This is a genomic window from Clavibacter californiensis (assembly GCF_021952865.1).
Classification (GTDB): Bacteria; Actinomycetota; Actinomycetes; order Actinomycetales; family Microbacteriaceae; genus Clavibacter; species Clavibacter californiensis.
Genome location: NZ_CP040792.1, coordinates 255,477 through 275,498, shown reverse-complemented (window position 1 = coordinate 275,498; position 20,022 = coordinate 255,477). Strand labels below are relative to the sequence as shown.

General features: G+C 73.7%; 21 protein-coding genes. 5 read left to right on the top strand and 16 right to left on the bottom strand.

Annotation, left to right across the window (positions count from 1 at the left end; translation table 11 throughout):
• Positions 1-166: 166 nt before the first annotated feature.
• Positions 167-511 carry a biopolymer transporter Tol gene (locus FGD68_RS01455; RefSeq protein ID WP_237609691.1) on the bottom strand — a complete coding sequence of 115 codons (345 nt, stop codon included), beginning with the start codon at positions 509-511 and terminating at the stop codon, positions 167-169.
• Between the two features lie 196 nt (positions 512-707).
• Positions 708-2,783 carry a PhoX family protein gene (locus FGD68_RS01450; RefSeq protein WP_237609690.1) on the bottom strand — a complete coding sequence of 692 codons (2,076 nt, stop codon included), beginning with the start codon at positions 2,781-2,783 and terminating at the stop codon, positions 708-710.
• A gap of 193 nt (positions 2,784-2,976) precedes the next feature.
• On the opposite strand from FGD68_RS01450, the gene FGD68_RS01445 reads away from it, so the two are divergent.
• Entirely contained in the window at positions 2,977-3,729 is a 753-nt protein-coding gene (locus FGD68_RS01445; protein WP_119373180.1) for an SDR family NAD(P)-dependent oxidoreductase, read from the top strand.
• 92 nt (positions 3,730-3,821) lie between these two features.
• Here FGD68_RS01445 and FGD68_RS01440 read toward each other — a convergent pair whose 3' ends face one another.
• The 4 genes from FGD68_RS01440 to FGD68_RS01425 are packed head-to-tail and all read right to left on the bottom strand — an operon-like array spanning position 3,822 to position 7,052.
• Positions 3,822-4,115: a putative quinol monooxygenase gene (locus FGD68_RS01440; RefSeq protein ID WP_119373181.1), complete on the bottom strand. Its 294-nt coding sequence runs from the start codon at positions 4,113-4,115 to the stop codon at positions 3,822-3,824.
• Entirely contained in the window at positions 4,112-4,909 is a 798-nt protein-coding gene (locus FGD68_RS01435; RefSeq protein WP_104235230.1) for an ATP-binding cassette domain-containing protein, read from the bottom strand. Before FGD68_RS01435 ends, FGD68_RS01440 begins: the two co-directional genes overlap by 4 nt.
• Entirely contained in the window at positions 4,906-5,949 is a 1,044-nt protein-coding gene (locus FGD68_RS01430) for an ABC transporter permease (protein ID WP_104235367.1), read from the bottom strand. Before FGD68_RS01430 ends, FGD68_RS01435 begins: the two co-directional genes overlap by 4 nt.
• A 2-nt stretch (positions 5,950-5,951) precedes the next feature.
• A complete protein-coding gene (locus tag FGD68_RS01425) occupies positions 5,952-7,052 on the bottom strand; it encodes a substrate-binding domain-containing protein (RefSeq protein WP_119373182.1) in 1,101 nt (366 codons plus the stop codon).
• A 134-nt stretch (positions 7,053-7,186) separates the two neighbouring features.
• On the opposite strand from FGD68_RS01425, the gene FGD68_RS01420 reads away from it, so the two are divergent.
• Together FGD68_RS01420 and FGD68_RS01415 are read left to right on the top strand one after the other, a co-directional pair.
• Positions 7,187-8,242, top strand: coding sequence for a LacI family DNA-binding transcriptional regulator (locus FGD68_RS01420; protein WP_119373183.1), 1,056 nt, complete (start codon positions 7,187-7,189; stop codon positions 8,240-8,242).
• Positions 8,235-9,125, top strand: a complete 891-nt coding sequence (locus FGD68_RS01415; protein ID WP_237609689.1) for a PfkB family carbohydrate kinase — start codon at positions 8,235-8,237, stop codon at positions 9,123-9,125. Before FGD68_RS01420 ends, FGD68_RS01415 begins: the two co-directional genes overlap by 8 nt.
• A gap of 38 nt (positions 9,126-9,163) precedes the next feature.
• On the opposite strand, the gene FGD68_RS01410 is transcribed toward FGD68_RS01415, so the two are convergent.
• The 6 genes from FGD68_RS01410 to FGD68_RS01385 all read right to left on the bottom strand — a co-directional run bounded on the left by FGD68_RS01410 (position 9,164) and on the right by FGD68_RS01385 (position 14,227).
• The gene (locus FGD68_RS01410; protein ID WP_237609688.1) at positions 9,164-10,075 is read right to left on the bottom strand and encodes a carbohydrate ABC transporter permease; all 912 of its coding nucleotides are present in this window, start codon (positions 10,073-10,075) and stop codon (positions 9,164-9,166) included.
• Positions 10,076-10,085: 10 nt separating this feature from the next.
• A complete protein-coding gene (locus FGD68_RS01405; protein WP_237609687.1) occupies positions 10,086-11,060 on the bottom strand; it encodes a carbohydrate ABC transporter permease in 975 nt (324 codons plus the stop codon).
• Positions 11,060-12,358, bottom strand: coding sequence for an ABC transporter substrate-binding protein (locus FGD68_RS01400; RefSeq protein WP_104235235.1), 1,299 nt, complete (start codon positions 12,356-12,358; stop codon positions 11,060-11,062). The genes FGD68_RS01405 and FGD68_RS01400 overlap by 1 nt, the downstream gene beginning before the upstream one ends.
• A 113-nt stretch (positions 12,359-12,471) precedes the next feature.
• Positions 12,472-12,888, bottom strand: a complete 417-nt coding sequence (locus FGD68_RS01395; RefSeq protein ID WP_237609686.1) for a DUF202 domain-containing protein — start codon at positions 12,886-12,888, stop codon at positions 12,472-12,474.
• Positions 12,885-13,253, bottom strand: coding sequence for a YidH family protein (locus FGD68_RS01390; RefSeq protein ID WP_119373876.1), 369 nt, complete (start codon positions 13,251-13,253; stop codon positions 12,885-12,887). The genes FGD68_RS01395 and FGD68_RS01390 overlap by 4 nt, the downstream gene beginning before the upstream one ends.
• The gene (locus tag FGD68_RS01385; protein ID WP_237609685.1) at positions 13,250-14,227 is read right to left on the bottom strand and encodes a DMT family transporter; all 978 of its coding nucleotides are present in this window, start codon (positions 14,225-14,227) and stop codon (positions 13,250-13,252) included. The genes FGD68_RS01390 and FGD68_RS01385 overlap by 4 nt, the downstream gene beginning before the upstream one ends.
• Positions 14,228-14,316: 89 nt before the next feature.
• Here FGD68_RS01385 and FGD68_RS01380 point away from each other — a divergent pair, with 89 nt between their 5' ends.
• Positions 14,317-15,252 (top strand): LysR family transcriptional regulator, encoded by a 936-nt coding sequence (locus tag FGD68_RS01380; protein ID WP_237609684.1) that lies wholly within the window; start codon positions 14,317-14,319, stop codon positions 15,250-15,252.
• A gap of 16 nt (positions 15,253-15,268) precedes the next feature.
• Here the strand turns inward: FGD68_RS01380 and FGD68_RS01375 are convergent, their stop codons facing one another.
• The 3 genes from FGD68_RS01375 to FGD68_RS01365 all read right to left on the bottom strand — a co-directional run bounded on the left by FGD68_RS01375 (position 15,269) and on the right by FGD68_RS01365 (position 18,006).
• The gene (locus FGD68_RS01375) at positions 15,269-16,135 is read right to left on the bottom strand and encodes an aldo/keto reductase family oxidoreductase (RefSeq protein ID WP_119372840.1); all 867 of its coding nucleotides are present in this window, start codon (positions 16,133-16,135) and stop codon (positions 15,269-15,271) included.
• A 102-nt stretch (positions 16,136-16,237) separates the two neighbouring features.
• Positions 16,238-17,536, bottom strand: coding sequence for an MFS transporter (locus FGD68_RS01370; protein WP_119372841.1), 1,299 nt, complete (start codon positions 17,534-17,536; stop codon positions 16,238-16,240).
• Positions 17,537-17,625: 89 nt separating this feature from the next.
• Positions 17,626-18,006, bottom strand: coding sequence for a winged helix-turn-helix transcriptional regulator (locus tag FGD68_RS01365; protein ID WP_104235242.1), 381 nt, complete (start codon positions 18,004-18,006; stop codon positions 17,626-17,628).
• 111 nt (positions 18,007-18,117) lie between these two features.
• Here FGD68_RS01365 and FGD68_RS01360 point away from each other — a divergent pair, with 111 nt between their 5' ends.
• Complete coding sequence (locus FGD68_RS01360) at positions 18,118-18,981, top strand: SDR family oxidoreductase (protein ID WP_104235243.1); 864 nt, start codon at positions 18,118-18,120, stop codon at positions 18,979-18,981.
• Positions 18,982-19,067: 86 nt separating this feature from the next.
• Here FGD68_RS01360 and mmuM read toward each other — a convergent pair whose 3' ends face one another.
• Positions 19,068-19,973, bottom strand: coding sequence for a homocysteine S-methyltransferase (gene mmuM, locus FGD68_RS01355; RefSeq protein ID WP_119372845.1), 906 nt, complete (start codon positions 19,971-19,973; stop codon positions 19,068-19,070).
• Positions 19,974-20,022: the final 49 nt, after the last annotated feature.

Genomic DNA, 20,022 nt, shown 5'->3' with positions numbered 1-20,022 from the left:
AGCTCCCCTGCGCATGGAACGTGAGGGGCTCGGTGACGCGATCTGCGATGTCGTGGTCCGTCCTCCGCATCGCGGCAAGGTAGCCCATCCCGACGGCTCGGGGAGCGCCCCGCCGTCTCCACGGTTCGGTCCGCCTGCTCAGGGGCGCCGCGGAGGAGACGGCCTGTCAGTCGAGCGCGTCGAGCGACCGCAGCGCCTCGCGCGCCCGCTCGAGGCGCGCGTCCTCCGGCTCGTCCCACCAGCGCGGGCCGCGCTCGCCGAGGCCGTGCTTCGCGATGCTGACCCGCTCCCGGGCCGTGGCGATCGCGGCGTCGTCGTCCGCGCGCCTCGCCGTGCGGACCCCCGACCGGCCGCGGCCGAGGTGCGACTCCAGCGCGTCGACCAGCTCGGCCGGCAGCGACGGATCCGTGCGGGGCCACCGCCGCCCGTCCACGATCAGCCAGCGCTCCGCCTCGATCGCGGCGGCGGACGCCGCGGCGTCGGCGTCGGGATCTCGCGGCCGCTCGGTCATGATCCCGACGCTAGCCCCGGTCGCGCCGGACGACCGACCCTCCGCGGCGATCGGCCACGCACGACGACGGGCGCGTGCGCACCCGTCCCCGCGCACGACCGGCAGACGCACGAGGGCCGGGGCGCACGCACGCCCCGGCCCTAGGATCGGCCCCCCGATCAGCGCACGGGTCGCCCCGCGAGCAGCTCTCGGCGGGTCAGCCCCGCCACACCTGGATCACCGACGGGCGCGGTCCGCGCCACGCGCCCTTGGCCGGGGTGGCACCGGCCGGCACGTAGTCGGGGAAGAACGAGTGCTGCTCGGCGAACGAGCCGTCCTCGCCCGGGTGCTGCACCGCGACGAACACCATGCCCTCGGTGTCGTGCACGACCGGGCCGCAGGTCTCGGCCTCGGTGGGCACCGAGAGGAACTGCTGCACGTGGCCGCGCTCGGCGCCCTCGACGGGGACCTTGAACAGGCCGTCGTTGAGGCCGATGGTGCTCGGGGCGCCGTCGGTCGAGATCCAGAGGTTGCCCTCGGAGTCGAACGCGACGTTGTCCGGGCAGCTGATGGGCGAGACCTTGTCCTTCGGGAAGCCCGCGAAGTAGGTGGACTCGTTCTTCGCCGGGTCGCCCGCGACGAGCAGCAGGTTCCAGGTGAAGGTGGTGGAGCGCGCGTCGCCGCCGTCCTCGGTGATCTCCACGATGTGGCCGTCGCGGTTGGTCGTCCGCGGGTTCATCTCCGTGGCGCCCTCCTTGCCGGCCTTGCCGCGGTCGGTGTTGTTCGTGCAGGCGACGTAGATCTTGCCGGTGACGGGGCTCGGCTGGACGTCCTCGCAGCGGTCCATCTTCGTGGCGCCGGCCGCGTCGGCGACGAGGCGCGTGTGCACGAGCGCCTCCTCGGTGGTGAAGCCGGGGACCTGGCAGACCCCGTCGATCACGAGCGGGATCCACTCGCCGATGCCGTCGAACGAGCCGTCGGAGGGGAGCTGGCCGGTGCCGGTGATCTCCGCGACGGGCGAGTCGCCCGTGAAGCGCGCCACATAGAGCGCGCCGCGCGTGAGCAGCTGCTTGTTCCGCTTGCGGTCCTGGCGCGTGGTGCCGGTGACCATCGTGTCGTGCGAGACGAACTTGTAGAGGTAGTCGAAGCGCTCGTCGTCGCCCATGTACGCGGCGACGTGGCCGCTCTTGCCGAGGATCACGTTCGCGCCCTCGTGCTTGAAGCGGCCGAGCGCGGTGTGCTTCACGGGTGCCTCGCCGGGCTCGAACGGGTCGACCTCGACGATCCAGCCGAAGCGGTTCGGCTCGTTCTCGTAGCCGGCGGTGCGGGCGTCGAAGCGCGGGTCGATGGCCTCCCAGCCGCGGGTCGTCGCCTTGTCGGCGAGGCCGTAGCGCTTGTCGGCGGCGGAGGTGCCCGCGGTGCGGAAGTACCCGTTGAAGTTCTCCTCGCCGGAGAGCACGGTGCCCCACGGGGTGGTGCCGCCGGAGCAGTTGCCGAGGGTTCCGAGGATGCGCGTGCCCTTCGGGTCGTCCTTGGTGCGCAGCGACGCGGATCCCGCCGCGGGCCCGGAGACGGCGAAGGGAGTGTCCGCGGTGATGCGGCGGTTGCGGTGGTGGCCGATCGTGTAGGTCCACGGCTGGCCGACCGTCGAGCGGCGGAGCGCGACCACCGACATGCCGTGCGAGGCCTTCCCGATGCGGCGCTGCTCGGCGAGCTCGGCGTCGTCGGCCGCGGGCGGGAACATGATGTTCTCGTTCGTGTACTCGTGGTTGGCGACGAGGAGCGCCTCCTTGTTCCGCGAGTTGATCGGGATGATGTCGAGGTAGTCGTTGTTGTAGCCGAACTGGCGTGACGCGAGCTTGGCGGTCTGACCGTCGGCGTCGAAGCCGTCGGCGTAGCTGAAGAGCGGGTCGCCCCAGCGGATGATCGGCTGCCAGCGGTACCCGGTCGGCACGGTGAACTGGTCGACGGCGGCGTCGACCGGCGTGATCGCCTGGAAGGGGAGGTTCGACGCGGCCCGCGCGGCGGCGGCCTCGGCGCCGGGGGCGGCGGCGTTCTGCGCCACGAGGATCGCGAGGGCACCGGCGCCCGCGCCGCCGAGCAGGGTGCGGCGCGAGAGGGCGCGGCCGGCGATGTCGCGGAAGTAGGAGTTGTCGGTGACGTTCGGCACCGGCTTCGTGCACGCGTCGTCGCACTTGAGGTGGCAGGTGACGGTGCTGCGCTTGCCGCGGGCGTGCGGGTCGCGGGACAGGATCGGCAGCAGCCGGTGGTGGTTCTCGCGGGTGAGGGTCATGTGGGGTCTCCATCGATCTCGGGCGTCCCCAGCGGGGGCGGCGGACGCATCACGCTTGCAAGGTATTGGCACCCGCGGGCGCGCCCCCGACCCCCGGGTGGACGCGCGGTGAACCGGGGATGGACGGATCGCGCGGGCGTACCGTCGAGGAGCGGCGCGGATCCGCGCCGCCTCAGACCCGAGGAGGATCCCCATGGCCAGGTTCGACACGAAGACCGCGCTCGTGACCGGCGGAGGCAGCGGCATCGGCGCCGCGATCTCGCGCGCGCTCGCCGCGGAGGGCGCGTCGGTCGTCGTCACCGACATCCAGCTGGAGGCGGCCGAGCGCGTCGTCGCCGAGATCGAGGGCGCGGGCGGCACCGCCACGGCGTTCCGCCAGGACACCTCGAAGGCCGAGGACTCGCAGGCCGCCGTCGCGCACGCGGTGGGCGCCTACGGCGCCCTGCACCTCGCCGTCAACAACGCCGGCATCAGCGCGCCCGCGGCCGACATCGGCGACTACGACGTCGCCGCGTGGGACCGCACGCGCGCGGTCGACCTCGACGGCGTCTTCTACGGCCTCCGTTACCAGCTCCCCGCGATGGTGGAGGCGGGCGGCGGCGCGATCGTCAACATGAGCTCGGTGCTCGGATCCGTCGGCTTCGCCCAGAGCGCCGCCTACGTCGCGAGCAAGCACGCCCTCGTCGGCCTCACCAAGGTCGCGGCGCTCGAGTACACGGCCCGAGGCGTCCGCACCAACGCGGTCGGCCCCGGCTTCATCGACACCCCGCTCGTGCGCTCCTCCCTCTCGGCGGACGCGCTCGCGTACCTCGAGAGCCAGCACGCGACCGGCCGCCTCGGCACGGACACGGAGGTCGCGGCCCTCGTGCTCTTCCTCCTCAGCGACGACGCGTCCTTCATCTCCGGCAGCTACCACCTGGTGGACGGCGGCTACTCGGCGCGCTGATCCGGGGGCCCCATCCGCACGAGCCGCACACGAAGGCGGCCGCCCGGCGCGTCGAGACGCCGGGCGGCCGCGGGGTGCGCGGGATCCGCGGCTCAGACGGGTGCGAGGAACGTCAGCTGCGACCCGTCCTCCACGATGAGCGGCCCGAGCGCCGCGTTGAACTCGGCGCCGTACGACGCCCCGATGTGCGCCTGGAACGCGGCCTCGTCGCGATAGACCTCGTGGACGACGAAGCGCGCTGGATCCTCCACCCGCCGGTACGGCTCGAACACGACGTTCCCCGGCTCGGCGCGCACGAGCTCCGCGAGGTCGGCGATCATCCGCGCGACCTGCTCCTCGTGCCCCGGCAGCGCCGTGAACTCCGCGTGCAGCACCGTCGCCGTCATGCCGTGGCCGCGCCCGTCATGATCGCGACGGCGTCGGTCATCGAGTGCGACTGCGGCGTGATGGTCGCGGCCTTCTTTCCCAGGCGCTGGATGTGGATCCGGTCGGCGACCTCGAACACCTGCGGCATGTTGTGGCTGATGAGGATCACCGGGATGCCCCGGTCGCGCAGGTTCCGCACCAGCTCGAGCACCTGGTTCGACTCGCGCACGCCGAGCGCCGCGGTGGGCTCGTCGAGCACCACGACCTTGGATCCGAACGCCGCGGCGCGCGCCACGGCGACCGCCTGCCGCTGCCCGCCGGACAGGTTCTCGACGGGCACGGTCACGTCCTGCAGCGTCGAGATGCCGAGCTCGGTCAGCTCCGCCTTGGCCTCGCGGCGCATGCCGGCCGTGTCGAGCATGCGGAAGACGGATCCGAGGATCCCCTTCTTCCGCTTCTCGCGCCCGAGGTAGAGGTTCGACGCCACGTCGAGCGCGGGCGAGACGGCGAGGTTCTGGTAGACCGTCTCGATCCCGGCGGCCCGGGCGTCCTGCGGCCGCTTGAACGACACGGGCTTCCCGTCGAGGAACAGCTCGCCCTCGTCGGGCGTCTCGGCCCCCGTGAGGCACTTGATGAGCGTCGACTTGCCGGCGCCGTTGTCGCCGATGATCGCGAGCACCTCGCCGGGGAACAGCTCGAGGCTGACGCCGTCGAGGCCGACCACGCGGCCGAAGGTCTTCACGAGCCGCTTCGCCTCGAGGACGGGCGTGCGGGACGGGGCGGGGGCGCTCCCCGCGGGGTCGGTGAGGGTCACTTGCGCACCTTTCGGATCCACTGGTCGACGGAGACCGCGACGATGATGAGGACGCCCACGGCGAGGGTCTGGTACAGCACGTCCAGCCCCGCGAGCGAGAGCCCGTTGCGGAAGACGCCGACGATGAGCGCGCCGAGGAGCGTGCCCCAGACGGTGCCGCGGCCGCCGAAGAGGCTCGTCCCGCCGATGACCACCGCGGTGATGGAGTCGAGGTTGAGGTCGGCGCCCGCGTTCGGGCTGGCCGCGTTGCTGCGGCCGATCGCGATCCACGCGCCGACCGCGAGGATCGCCCCGGCCGCGAGGTACACGCTCATCAGCACCCGGTTGACGCTGATGCCGGCGAGGCGCGCGGCCTCCTTGTCGTCGCCGACCGCGTACACGTGCCGGCCCCAGGCGGTCTTGCCGAGGATGAACGCGACCACGATGTAGAGCACGAGCATGAGCACCACGCCGAAGCTGATCTTCACCCCGGCCAGGTCGAACGTGCGGCCCGTCCACGAGAGGGCTGCGGGCATGTCCACGCCGCGGATGGTCGCGCCGTTGGAGTAGAGGAGCGTGAGCGCCACGAAGATGTTCAGCGTCCCGAGCGTGACGATGAACGGGGGGAGCCGCAGCCGCGTCACGAGCAGGCCGTTGAACGCGCCGGCCGCGAGGCCGACGACGAGCCCGGTGGCCAGCGCGGCGGGTGCCGGCAGGCCGTTCTCGCTCGCGGTCTGCGCGATGACCATCGAGGTGAGCACCATGACCGCGCCGACCGACAGGTCGATGCCCGCGGTGAGGATGATCAGCGTCTGCGCCACCGCGAGCGTGCCGACCACGGCGACCTGCTGCGTGACGAGCGACAGGTTGGCGGGATCGAGGAAGCGGTCGTTGAGCAGGCCGAACACGATGACCGCGAGGACCAGCACGACGGCGGGGCTGACGGCGGGGTAGCGGTGGAGCACCCCGCGGATCCGGTCGAGGGGGGAGCGCCGGTCGAGGAACTCGTTCGCGAGGTCGAGGGCGGAGGTGGGCGGGTTCGGGTCGGTGGTCCGGCTCACGGTCACTCGCCCCAGCACTTCGTCGCGGCGTCGTCGGCCGTGATGCTGTCGAGGCCGTCGACGGGGGTGTCGGTGACGAGCGCGGATCCGGTGTCGAAGAAGTCGAGGCCGGCGCTCGTGGCGGGCTTGGTGCCGTCCTTCGCGAGCTGCGCGATGGCCTCGACGCCGAGCTGCGCCATCTTCACCGGGTACTGCTGCGCGGTGGCCCCGATGACGCCCTCCTTGACGTTCTTGACGCCAGCGCAGCCGCCGTCGACCGAGACGAGGATCACGTCCTTCTCCTTGCCGGCCGCCTGGAGCGCCTGGTAAGCGCCGAAGGCGGCGGGCTCGTTGATCGTGTAGACGACGTTGATGTCCGGGTCCTTCGACAGCAGCGTCTCCATCGCCGTGCGGCCGCCGTCCTCGGCGCCCTGCGTGGCCTCGTTGCCGACGATCTCGTAGTCGCCGCCGCTGTAGTCGCCGGTCTTCGCCTCGTCGCCGTTCTTGGCCTTGTCGCCGACGTCGATGCCCATGCCGGTCAGGAAGCCCTGGTCGCGGTTGTAGTCGACCGAGATGGCCTTGTCGTCGTACAGGTCGAGGAGGGCGATGGTCGCCTTCTTGCCGCCGAGCTGCGCGGCGGCCCACTTGCCGATGGACTCGCCCGCGGCGAAGTTGTCGGTGGCGAACGTGATGTCGACGGAGTCGGCCGGGTCGGGCGCGGTGTCGAGCGCGATGACGAAGAGGCCGGCGTCGCGGGCCTTCTGGATCGCGTCGAGGACCGACGGGCCGTTGATCGTGATGAGGATGCCCTTGTCGCCCTTCGAGATGGCGTTCTCGATGGCCTGGATCTGGGTGTCCTCGTCGCCGTCGGCCTTGCCTGCGGCGAGCGTGAGATTGATGCCGTCCTTCGCCGCGGCCTCCTTCGCGCCGTCCTCCATCGCGACGAAGAAGGGGTTCGTGGTCGTCTTCACGATGAGCGAGACGCCGACGTCGCCGGAGCCGCCGCTGCCGCCGGATCCGGAGCCTCCACTGGAGCTGGAGCAGCCGGCGAGCCCGCCCGCGGCGATGAGGGCCGCCGAGCCGAGGGCGATGGTGCGCACGAGGCGCGGGGATCGGTTCGTCATTGGTGGATCCTGTCCTTCGGGTGGGAGCGCGCTCCCGACAACGTTGTCAGGTAGAGGTCTACCGGGTGGGACCCGATAAGGTCAAGCCACCGCGCAGAGAGCGAGACCCTTTCGTGACACCGTTGTCATCCCCGATGGGATCCCCGTCCGGATCCCCGCCCGACCCGACGTCGGGCGCGCGCCGCCCCACGATGAAGCACGTGGCGCGGCTCGCGGGCGTCGGCATCAAGACCGTGTCGCGCGTGGTCAACGGCGAACCGAACGTCTCCGCGGAGATGACCGCCCGGGTGCGGGCGGCCGTGGAGCAGCTGCAGTACCAGCCGGATCTCCACGCCGGCAACCTGCGCCGCGCCGACCGGCGCACCAACACGCTCGGCCTCCTCGTCGGCAGCGTCGCCAACCCGTTCTCGGGAGCCGTGCATCGCGCGGTCGAGGAGGTGGCCAAGGAGCGCCGCGTCGCCGTCTTCGCCTCGAGCCTCGACGACGACCCCGAGCGCGAGCGCTCCTCCGTCGACGCGTTCCTCGCCCGCCGGGTCGACGGGCTCATCCTCACCACCATCGCGCCCACCCAGGCCTACCTCGGCGTCGCGGCGTCGCGCGGCACCCCGCTCGTGTTCGTCGACCGCGTGCCCACCGGGCTCGAGGCCGACTCGGTCATCGTCGACAACGCGGCCGGCATCTCCCGGGCCGTCGCGCACCTCGCGGACCAGGGTCACCGCCGGATCGCGTTCCTCGGCGACCGCCCGGAGATCTTCACGGCCCGGGAGCGCGAGCGCGGCTTCGTCGAGGAGATGCAGCGTCGCGGGCTGCCCGTGGCGCCCGAGCTCGTCCTCGACGGCGCCTCGGACGAGCGCGTGGCCGAGGCGCTCGCCGAGCGACTGCTCGCCCTGCCCGAGCCGCCGACCGCGATCGTCAGCGGGCAGAACCTCATCACCATCGGCGTCATCACGGCCCTCCGGCGGCACGGCGCCCACCGGCGCATCGCGCTCGTCGGCTTCGACGACCTGCCGCTGGCGGCCCTGCTGGATCCGGCCGTCACCGTGATCGCGCAGGACCCGTCGGGCATCGGCCACGCCGCCGCCGAGCGCGTCTTCGCCCGGCTCGACGGGGACGCCGGCCCCGCGCAGACCGTCGTCGTCCCCACCACGCTCATCGTCCGAGGCTCCGGAGAGGTCCCCCGCCATGCATGACCAGCCCATCGTCGTCGTCGGCGACGCCCTGATCGACCTCATCCGCGAGGGCGGCGAGGAGACCGCGTTCGTCGGCGGCGCCGCGCTCAACGTCGCCGTCGGCCTCGCGATCCTCGGCCACCGCGTGCAGCTCGTCGCGATGGTCGGCGACGACGAGCACGGCAGCCGGATCCGCGCCGAGCTCGACGCGCACGGGGTCGAGCTCATCGCCACCGCCGGCCCGTCGGGGACCTCCGTCGCGGTGAGCGAGCGCGAGGACGGCGAGCCGCGCTACTCCTTCAACGAGGCCGCGTGGAACCGGCGCGTGCGCATCGGCGAGGCGGAGCGGGCGGCGCTGGATGCGGCATCGCTCGTGGTCGTGAGCTGCTTCCCGTACGACGACCACGCGCAGGCCGACGAGCTCCTGGCCGCCGTGCGGGATCCGCGAGAGCGCCTCCTCGTCGACCCGAACCCGCGCGCCGGCATGCTGCATGACGCCGCGCGGTTCCGCGCCGGGTTCGCGCGCGCGGCCGCGGAGTCGCTGCTCGTGAAGATCGGCGACGACGACACCGCGCTGCTCGGCATGGGAGCGCTGGCCGACGCGCGCGCGCAGCTGCACGACGCGGGCAGCCGCCTCGTGCTCGCGACCGAGGGCGCGCGCGGCGCGTCCGTGCAGCTCGAGGGCGGCGAGGTGGTCGCGGCGGGCATCGCGCCGGATCCGCGGCCCGTCGTCGACACCATGGGCGCCGGCGACGCGTGCCTCGCCGCCGCGGCCGACGCCATCGTGCGCCGGGGTGCGCCGCGCACGCCCGCGGAGGGCGAGGCGATGCTCCGCACCTGCATGGCGATCGCCGCGGCCACCTGCCGCGAGCAGGGCGCGCTGCTGAGGATGCCGACCGCCTGAGGCCGCCAGGCCGCCGGCTCGCGCGGCCGGGCGACGCGTCAGCGGATCCCGCTGCGGGCGAACCCCTGCACGAAGTAGCGCTGGAAGACCAGGAACAGCACCACCATCGGCGCCACGTTGATGAGCGCGAACGCCATCGTGCCGCCGTAGTCGGAGCCGAACTGGCCCTGCAGGTAGAGCAAGCCGATCGGCAGCGTGAAGAGCTCGTTCTGCTTGAGCGCGATGAGCGGCCAGGAGAAGTCGTTCCACGTCGACAGCAGGCTCATGAAGAAGAGCACCGCGAGCAGCGGCTTGGACAGCGGCAGCACGATGCTGCGCAGGATCCGCAGGTGGCTCGCGCCGTCGATCCGCGCGGCCTCGATGAGCTCCGTCGGGATCCCGAGGATGGACTGGCGCGCGAGGAACAGCCCGAAGGCGCTCGCCGCGGTCGGCAGGATGACGGCCCAGTACGTGCCGTAGAGGTCGAGGCCGCTGACGAGCGTGAACAGCGGCACCATGATCACCTGCACCGGGATCATGAGCGTCGCGAGCGCGACGAGGAACACGGCGTTGGATCCGCGGAACCGGAGCCGCGCGAACGCGTACCCGCCCAGCACGTTGATGGTCACGGTGATGAGCGCGACCACGAGGGCGATGGCGGTGGAGTTCCCGAACCAGGTGGCGACGGGGAAGGAGGCGAGCACGCGCTCGAAGTTCGCCGTCGTGAGGGTGGTCGGGAAGATGCGCAGCGCCCCGCCGAGGAGGTCGGCGCGCGTGGAGAAGGCGACGACGACCATCCAGTACAGCGGGAACAGGATGATCAGCGAGACGACGACGGCGGCGAGGAGCCGCAGCGCGCGGAGGCGGCGCTCGCGGGCGCGGCGGCCGCCGGGGCGGGTGAGGGGCGCGTCGGGAGCGGTCCGCGCGCGGCGGACCTCCTGCCCCACGGGCGCGAGGGGTGCGGTGGTCATGGCGCGGCTCTCAATCCACGAGGTCCCGGGAGCGGCTGGAGTACCAGCGCACCACCGTGAAGGCGAGCATGACGGCGAGCAGCACGACGCCGATGGCGGCCGCGTACCCCTGGTCGCGCGTCACGAAGCCCTGGTCGTAGGCGTACGTGACGATGACGCTGGTGGCGTTGCCCGGCCCTCCGCCCGTCATCACGAAGACGAGGTCGAAGACCTGGAACGAGTAGATGACGTTGAGGATGAGCAGGAAGAACGACGAAGGGCCCACGAGCGGCACCGTGAGGTACCGGAAGCGTTGCCAACCGCCGGCGCCGTCGAGGCGGCCAGCCTCGTAGACGCCCGCGTCGACGGACTGCAGGCCCGCCAGGTAGATGAGCATGTTGAAGCCGACGCGCCACCACAGCGTGATGAGCACGATCGAGACGAACGCCGCCGTCCCGTCCGACTGCCACGGCACGCCCGGCAGGCCGACCGCGCGCACGAGCTTGTCGATGAGCCCGCTGTTCTCGTCGAACAGGAGCACGCCGATGAGCGCGGTCGCGACGCCCGAGATCGCCATCGGGAGGATGAGGATCGAGCGGAAGAGCCCGCGCGCCGGCAGCACCGAGTTGAGCAGCACGGCGGCGCCGAGGCCGAGGCCCATCGACAGCGGCGTGACGATCACGGTGAAGAGCACGGTGTTGGCCGCCGAGCGCCAGAACACGGGATCGGACACGAGCCGCTGGTAGTTGTCGAGGCCCGTGAACGTGCCGCCGCCGAAGCCGTCGGTGCGCTGGAGGCTCACGAACACGGCCCAGACGAGCGGTACGAGCACGAAGAGCGTGAGCATGAACAGGTTCGGCGTGAGGAGCATCCACGCGACCGCCGCCTCGCCGCGGGAGCGCGAACGGGATCCCGGCCGCTGCGGGTGGGGCTTCGGCCTCCCGGCGTCCGTCCCCCGGCCGACGGCTGCGGTCGCGCGGGGCGCGACCCCGGGTGCCGCCGTCATCAGCCGGCCTGGACGGCCGACGCGATGCCCGTGCTGAGCGCCGCCACGACGTCGTCCGTGCTCGCGTCGCTCGTGAACGCCTTCTCCAGCTCGTCCTGGAGCACCGTGATGATGCGCGACATCGAGGGGGACGCGACCTGCCCCGAGTCCGACGCCTGCACGGTGCTGGCCTGGCCGATGTAGACGGGCGCGAGCTCCGGGCGCACCGCGAACTCGATCCCCGAGTCGATGAGGTCCTGCCGCGTGGGCAGCAGCGACGCGCCCTCGCAGAAGGCGCGCATGGCGTCCTCCTGCGTGACGAAGTCGAGGAAGGCGGCGGCCAGCGCCGGATCCGCCGCGTCCTGTGTCACGACGAGGGCGTTGCCGCCGAAGTCGCTCGCGGCGCGCGCGTCGCGCGGGGCGAAGGTCGCGCCCCACTCGAAGTCGAGGGTGTCCGTGGCGTCCGGGATGGAGAAGGCCCCCGAGAAGACCATGGCCGTGGTCTGCGCGTACCAGCTGTCCTGCGCGTAGGTGGAGGACTTGATCGTGTCGTTGTCCGGCACGTAGCCCTTCTGGAAGAAGGAGCGGGTGAAGTCGACGGCCTTGCGGGCCGCGTCCGAGTCGATGGCCGCATCGGACAGGTCCTCGGTGAGGAAGCGGCCGTCGGCCTCGAACAGCCAGGTGAGCCACCGCGTGACCCCGTTGCCCTGCCAGTTGTAGGCGAACGGGTACTGGTCGGCGGGGAGGGAGGCGCGCAGCTGCGCGGCGACCGCGTCGAACTCCTCCCAGGTCCAGGCGTCCTCGAGCGCGGTGGGGATGTCCGTGACACCGGCGGCGTCCATGAGCGCCTTGTTGTAGAGGATCGCCGTGGTGTCGGTGTGATGCGGGACGCCGAAGGGGGCGTCCCCGTTCTGCACGGCCGCCCACGCGCCGCGCGTGAAGCGGTCGCCGAAGTCGGCGGGCAGGTGGTCGCTCAGGTCGAGGAGCTGGCCGCGTCCCGCGTAGCTGCCGAACGTGTAGTACGGCACGCGGAAGACGTCCGGCGGGTTGCCGGCCTGGAGCTGCGCGTCGATGTTCGTGAACATCTGCTCGTAGGGGACCGCGTTGAGCGAGACGGTGGATCCGGGGTTGGCGTCCTGGAACCGGGAGATCTGGTCGCGGAAGCCGGCCAGCTCGGAGTCGGTGCCCCAGGTCGTGAAGGTGAGGGTTCCGGCGGCGGCGGACGTCGCGGGCTTGCTGAAGCCGGCGCAGCCGGCGAGGAGCGCGGTGAGCGACACGGCGCCGGTGGCGGTGAGGAAGCGTCGGCGGTCGAGTTCCATGGGTTCCCTTTCCTATGGGGCGTCGCCCGGTTCGAGGCGGTGCATCACCACTGAATACCCCAGGCGAGGGAACCGTGGCGCCCTCGGATGCATCCGTCAGATCTGCTGTCCGCTCAGCGTCCGAGCGCCAGGAGGAGCGCCGCGACCCCGGCGCATGCGGTGAGGGCCGCCACGAGCGCCGGGAGCGCGCCGCCGGGGAGGGCGACGCGGGGGTCGGCGGCGGGTGCGGCGGGCGAGTCGGGCGTGGCGGGTGCGGCCGGTGCGGCGGGTGCGACGGCGGTCAGGATCCGGTGCACGCGCCGGTAGCGGAGATGGGCGGTCGCGAGCACGGCGAGGGCGGCGATCACGCCGGCCGCGGCGACCACCGGGCCGGCTGCGCCGAGGAGCGTCGGGAGCACGCGCAGCCCGAGCAGGGATCCGACGACGAGCGCGAGCGCCGTGCGCCGCCACGCGAGGGCCGTGCGCTCGGGCTGCAGGCCGGGGTCGAACGGGCGCTCGCCGGGATCGGCGGCCGGATCCGGGGCGCTCACGCCGTCAGCACGGCCAGCAGCACGAGCATGCCCGCGACGACCACGGCGATCCCGAGCGGAAGCGACAGGGTCGCGGACGGCAGCGGGCGGTCGCGGCGGAGGGCGCGCTCGGTGCGCATCCAGCCGATCCAGGCCTGCGCGGGCCCGGCGATGCCGGTGACGATCAGCACGATCGACGCCGCGAGCCGGAACCCCGGCTGCAGCCCGAGCCCCAGCGCCTCGAGCGCGACGCCGCCGGCGAGGAGGGCGAGCGAGGTGCGGATCCAGGCGAGGAACGTGCGCTCGTTCGCGAGCGTGAACCGCACGTCGGGCTCGGTGCCCTCGCGGTAGACGCGGCGCGGGAACCGGCGGTCGGGAGCGGTCATGCGGCGGGGTCCAGGGACCGCGGGGCGGGGGCGCGCGAGGGCATGCCGCCATTCTCCCCATCCGCGGCCGCCGCCGCGTCGATCCGCGCCCGGTGCCGCCGCTCGATCGCCTGGCCCGCGTACGACGCCGCGACGATGAGCGCCGCGCCGGCCGCGCCGACCGGCCCGATCGACTCGCCGGCCAGCACCACGCCCACCAGCAGCGCCCACACCGGCTCGGTGCCCATGAGGATGCTCGCGCGCGACGCGGACGTCCGCCGGACGGCCCACAGCTGCACCGCGAACGCGAACAGCGAGCACAGCACTCCGAGGAAGAGGACGCCGGCCCAGCCCCGGGCGTCGAGCGCCGCGGCCGCCGCGGGCAGGTCGGGCCCCGCCATCGCGGAGAAGAGCGCCGCGCACACGGCCACCTGCACGAGGACCACGCCGAGGGATCCCTCGCTCCGCCCGCGCGTGAGGTGCCCGCTCGCCGTGACGTGCACGGCCCGCACGACCGCCGCGGCGATCACCAGCCCGTCGCCGGGCGTCGGCGCGCGCAGCCCGCCCTCGGAGACGAGCAGCGCGACGCCCACGACGGCCGCGACCGCCGCCACGAAGTACGACCGCGGCAGCCACGAGCGCGACGCGACGCCCTCGAGCACGGGCGTCATCACGAGCGCGAGGCTGATCAGGAGGCCCGCATTGGTCGCGCTCGTCAGGTGGACGCCCCACGTCTCGAGGCCGATGACCGCGGCCTGCGAGCAGCCGAGCGCCGCCGCGATGAGGAGGCCGCGACCGCGCGGCAGCCGCTCGCGCCGGGCCAGGCAGACGATCCCGGTCGCGACCGCCGCGACGAGGAAGCGCAGCGCGACGGCCGCCGGCGCGCCCGTCTCGGCCGCGAGGTCCTTGGCCGCGAGGAAGCTCGCTCCCCAGACGGCCGCGACGGCCAGGAGCAGCAGGTCGACGACGGGCTCGGAGCGGATGGGTGAGCGCATGCCCCCACTGTCCGGCAGCCGACCCGGAAGATCGACAGGCATCGTCTTCATCGATGCGTTAGCGCGCGCTGATGCATTAGACAGGGCTCATGGATCCCGCCCGCCTCCGCCTCCTGCGCGAGCTCGGCGACCGGGGCAGCGTCGCGGCCGTCGCGGTCGCGATGCACGTGAGCGCGTCCGCCGTCTCGCAGCAGCTCGCCGCGCTGCAGGCGGGCGTCGCGGTGCCGCTCACCGTCAAGCGCGGGCGGCGGCTGGTGCTCACGGAGGCCGGCGAGGCGCTCGCTGCGGCGTCGGCGCGCGTGGACGAGGCGCTCGCCGCGGCCCGGGACGCCGTCGGGTCGTTCCTCGAGCACGACGCCCGGGCCGTCCGCGTGTCCGCGTTCCACAGCGCCGGGCTCGCGCTCTTCGGGCCGCTGCTCGCCGAGCTGGCAGGTGCGGAGGGATCCGGCACGAGCGTCGCGCTCGCGGACGCCGACGTGGCGCAGGGCGACTTCGCGGGCCTCACCGCGGATCACGACCTCGTCGTCGCGCACCGCCTCCCGCACGACCCGCCGTGGCCGACCGCCCGGCTCGTGGTCGTGCCGCTCCTGGTGGAGCCGCTCGACGTCGCCCTGCACGCCGGGCACTCGCTCGCGTCGTCCGCGGGCATCACGCCGGAGCAGCTCCACGACGAGCGCTGGATCTCCACCCACGCGGGCTTCCCGCTCGCGGGCGTGCTCGACCACCTCGGCGCGCTGATCGGGCAGGCGCCGCGCATCGTCCACCGCGTCAACGAGTTCTCGGTGGCGGCGCGGATCGTGCGGACCGGCGACGCGATCGCCGTGATGCCCCGCACGACCGGCGCCCCGCTCGCGGTCGACGGGGTGGTGCTGCGGCCGGTCCTCGGCGCGACCCTCGTGCGGCACGTCGACGTGCTCGCCCGGCCGGATGCGCTCGCGCAGGCGCCCGTCCGCGTGGTGCTGGCGGCGCTGAAGCGGGTGGCGGACGCCGCGGCCGACGCGGGGGAGCGGGCCGCCGCCACCTGACGCGGCCCACCGACCGTCAGCCGCCGATCCCCTCCAGCTCCGCGAGCGCCTCCTCCGGCAGCCGGATCCGCGCGCCCGCGACGTTCTCCCGCAGGTGCTCCACCGACGACGTGCCCGCGATGACGAGCACGTTCGGCGACCGCTGCAGCAGCCAGGCGAGCGCGACCGGCAGCGGCGCGGATCCGAGGTCGGCGGCCACGCGGGCCAGCGTCTCCGACTGCAGCGGCGAGAACCCGCCGAGCGGGAAGTACGGCACGTAGGCGATGCCGTCGGCGGCCAGCTCGTCGATGAGCGCGTCGTCGTCGCGGCGGGCGAGGTTGTAGTGGTTCTGCACGCTCACGATGGGCGCGATGGCGCGGGCCTCGACCACCTGCGCGGGCGTCACGTTGCTCACGCCGAGGTGCCGGATCAGCCCCTCCCGCTGCAGCTCGGCGAGCGCCGTGAACGGCTCCTCGATGGATCCGTCGGTCGGGCTGTCGAACGCGCCGACGCGGAGGTTCACGACGTCGAGCACGTCGAGCGTCAGGTGCGTGAGGTTGTCGTAGACGGCCTGGCGGAGCTCGTCCGCGGAGAGCGCCTGCGGCCAGCGGCCCTTCTCGTCGCGCAGGGATCCGACCTTCGTGACGATGTGCAGGCGCTCGGGGTACGGGAACAGCGCCTCCTCGATGATCGCGTTCGTGTGGCCGGGTCCGTAGAAGTCGGCCGTGTCGATGTGCGTGATCCCGAGCGCGACGGCCTCGCGCAGCACGGCGCGGGCGGCGTCGGGATCCGCGGGCGGCCCGAACACGCGCGGCCCCGCGAGCTGCATGGCGCCGTAGCCGAAGCGCGTGACGGTGAGGTCGTGGGCGAGGGGGAAGAGCCCTCCGGGCAGGTCGGTGGACATGGCGATCCTCTCGGGTGGCGGGCGTGGACCCACTCTCCCGCGGCCGTCGCGCGGCGGGCCCGCACTCGCAGGAGCCCGTGAGCGGATCCGCGCCCGGTCGCCCTAGGCGGAGGGGACCGCCCCCGGCGCCGCCTGCGCCGCCGGGTGCGCCCGCCGCGTCGCGAGGACGCGCGAGAACACGAGCACGAGGAGTCCGGCCGCGGGGATGAAGATCAGGCCGAAGCGGAGCGACGACGCGTCCGCGATGGCGCCGACGACGGGCGGCGAGATGAGGAAGCCGAGTCGCAGCAGCCAGCCGACGATCGTGAGGCCGGTGCCGGGCTTGAAGCCGGGGAGCTCGTCGGCCGCCTGCATGGCGGCCGGGATGAGGGTCGCGACGCCGAAGCCCGCGACGCCGAACCCGATGATCGTGCCGACGATGCTCGGGAACGCGAGCGCCGCGCCCATGCCGACGAGCACGAGCACGCCGCCGAGCCGGGCGATGGCGCGCTGGCCGAAGCGGTCGACCATGCGGTCGCCGAGCATCCGCCCGATGAACTGCATGCCCTGCAGCGAGATGAAGCCGAGGCCCGCGACGAACGCGCTGGCGCCGAGGTCGCCCGAGAGGTAGATGGCGGACCAGGAGCTGCCGGCGTCCTCGACGATGGCGCCGCCGGAGGCGATGATCACGAGCGCGAGCAGCACGCCGTACTTCGCGACGAGGCCGAGCGCGCGCGGGGAGGCGGCGCGCGCGACGTCGCCCTCGGGATCCGCGGCGGGCTCGTGCGCGTGGGCCGCGCCGCCCTCGCCGGGCTCCGGCTCCGGTCCCTTCAGCAGCCACAGCAGCGACAGCACGGCCAGCGCGCTGAACAGCACGGCCGAGATGGAGAGGTGCACGATGAGCGGCATGCGGATCTGCGCGGCGGCCGCGCCCATGATCCCGCCCGCGACAGCGCCGATCGACCACACCGCGTGGAACGAGTTGATGATCGAGCGTCCGTACAGCCGCTGCACCCGGAGCGCGTGCGAGTTCTGCGCGACGTCGGTGATGGAGTCCATGGCGCCCGCGACGAACAGCGCGCCCGCGAGCACGAGCCAGCCGGGCGCGAGGCCGGCCAGCAGGATCCCGATGGAGGCCACCACGGTCGCCGCGACCGCCACGCGCGCCGATCGGTAGCGGCGGATGAGCACGCCCGCGGCGAGCCCGGCGATGAGCGCGCCCAGCGGCGACGCGGCGACCGCGGCGCCGAACTCGACGTTCGCGAGCCCGAGCTCCGCCTTGATCGACGGGTAGCGCGGCAGCAGGTTCGCGAAGATCGCGCCGTTGGTGAAGAAGAGGACGCCGACGGCGACGCGCGCGCGGCGGACGTCGCGGGTCGGGGCGGGCGTGCGCGACAGCGTCGGCGCGGACGGGGAGGGCATCGTCGGTCTCTTCCTGGCCGGGTGGCGCGGGCGGCGGTGGCGCCGGCGCGAGCGGGTCGGCGCCGAATCCCCCGGCTGCCGGATCCAGCCTAGGGTCGGCGCGACGCCAGCGGCGACGTGTCCTCGGTGATGTCCATCACGAGATCCATCAGCGGCACGAGCCGGGCGCTCGCCTCGTGGCCGAGCTCGGTGAGCCGGTAGTCGACGCGCGGCGGGATGGTGGGCTGGGCCTCGCGGAGGACGAGCCCGTCGTCGGCGAGCGTGCGCAGCGTGGAGGCGAGCATCTTCTCGCTGATGCCCTCGATCTCGCGGCGCAGCTCGCCCCAGCGGCGCGAGCGCTCTCCGAGCGCGAGGAGGACGAGCACGCCCCACTTGCTCGTGATGTGGTCGAGCAGGGTGCGCGACGGGCAGTTCGCGGGGTAGCGGCCCTCGGTCACGCCGGGTCGGTCGCGGGTCACCCGGAAGCTCATCTGCGTCACATCCCACAACTTACCAGAAAGTGGGTACCTCCCTGTGGGAAGGTACTCGCCGACGGAGTCGTTGACCCCGGCAGACCGCTCCTCCCACTCGAAAGGCACCCCATGACCATCGTCGTCACCGCCGCCACCGGCCGCCTCGGATCGCGCATCGTCGCCTCCCTCCTCGCCCGCGGCGCCGCCGCCTCCGACGTGCTCGCCACCGCGCGCCGCCCCGAGGCCCTCGCCGACCTCGCCGCGCAAGGCGTGCGCACCGCGCGCCTCGAGTACACCGACGCCGACAGCGTCGCCGCCGCGATCCAGCCCGGCGACACCCTCGTGCTCGTCTCCGGCAGCGAGGTCGGCCAGCGCCTGCCGCAGCACACCACCGTCATCGAGGCCGCGAAGGCCGCGGGCGTCGGCCGGATCCTCTACACGAGCGTCCTCCGCGCCTCCACCACCGAGCTCTTCATCGCGGGCGAGCACAAGGCCACCGAGGAGGTGCTCGCCGCCTCGGGCGTGCCCGTCACGCTCCTCCGCAACGGCTGGTACACCGAGAACTACGCCGGCACGGTCGACTCCGTGAAGCAGTCCGGCGCGCTCCTCACGAGCGCGGGCGACGGCCGCGTCGCGAGCGCCACCATCGCCGACTTCGCCGAGGCCACCGCGGTCGCGGCCCTCGACGACTCCCTCGCCGGGCAGACCCTCGAGCTCGCGGGCGACGAGCGCTGGACCCAGGACGACCTCGCCCAGGCGATCTCCGGCATCCTCGGCCAGCCCGTCCCCGTCTCGCAGGTCTCCGCGGAGGAGCACGCGCGGATCCTCGGCGGCGCCGGCCTCGACGAGGGCACCGTCGGCTTCGTCGTCGGCCTCGACGCGGCCACGGCCGCCGGCCAGCTCGACGACGAGACGGGCGACCTCGCGCGCCTCCTCGGCCGTCCCACCACGTCGCTCGCCGACGGCCTCCGCCAGGCGGTCGCGGGCGCCTGACCTGCCCGGATCCGCATCCGACGCGGATCCGCACGCCACGACGGCCCGTCCTCTCGCGGGGGCGGGCCGTCGTCGTGCGCGCGGCCTCAGCCCAGCGCGGCCCGCATCCGCTGGATCTCCTCCGGGCCGACCCGGCAGCACCCGCCCACCAGCGACGCGCCCGCCCGGATCCACGCGTCGACGGCCGGCAGCGCCGGGTCGCCGCCCCAGGTGCGCGCGACCGCGTCCCAGCGCTCGCCGGAGTTCGGGTAGACGACCACCGGCCGGTCGGTCACGCCCCGCGCCGCGGCGATCGCGGCCGGCACCTCCTCCGGGTGCGCGCAGTTGATCCCCACGGCCACGACCTCGTCGGCCTCATCCGCGAGCGCGAAGCCCTCGCTCATCGGCTCGCCCGAGCGCAGGCGCCCGCCCGCGACCGTGAACGCGAGCCAGGCGGACGCGCCCGAGCCGCGCGCGAGGTCCACCAGGGCACGGCCCTCGTCGAGGCTGGGGATGGTCTCGCAGGCGAGGAGGTCGGCGCCCGCGTCGGCGAGCACGGCGAACCGCGGCGCGTGCCAGCGGCGCAGCTCGTCGCGCGTCAGGCCGCTGGATCCCGCGTACTCGGAGCCGTCGCCGAGCGTCGCGCCGTACGGACCGACGGACGCGGCGACCCACCGGTCGCGTGCGGCGCCGGGAGCGTCCTCGCGCGCGACCTCGTCCCGCGCCTCGGCAGCGAGCCGCACGCTCGCCCGCAGCAGCGCCTCGGTCTCCGCCGCGCCCAGCCCGCGCGCCGCGAAGGCCGCGAAGCCCACCTGATACGACGCCGTGATCGCGACATCCGCCCCCGCGCGGAAGAACTCGGCGTGCGCCGCCCGGACGGCGTCGGGCTCGTCGGCGAGCACGCGGGCGCTCCACAGCGGATCCGACAAGTCGTGACCGCGCGCCTCCAGCAGCGTGCCGAGGCCGCCGTCGAGCACCAGCGGGCGGTCGGGGAGGGGGATCGGCCGGGTCATGCGCACATCCTGCCGGAGCAGGGTGGCGGATCCGCCGTCCGCGACGCCA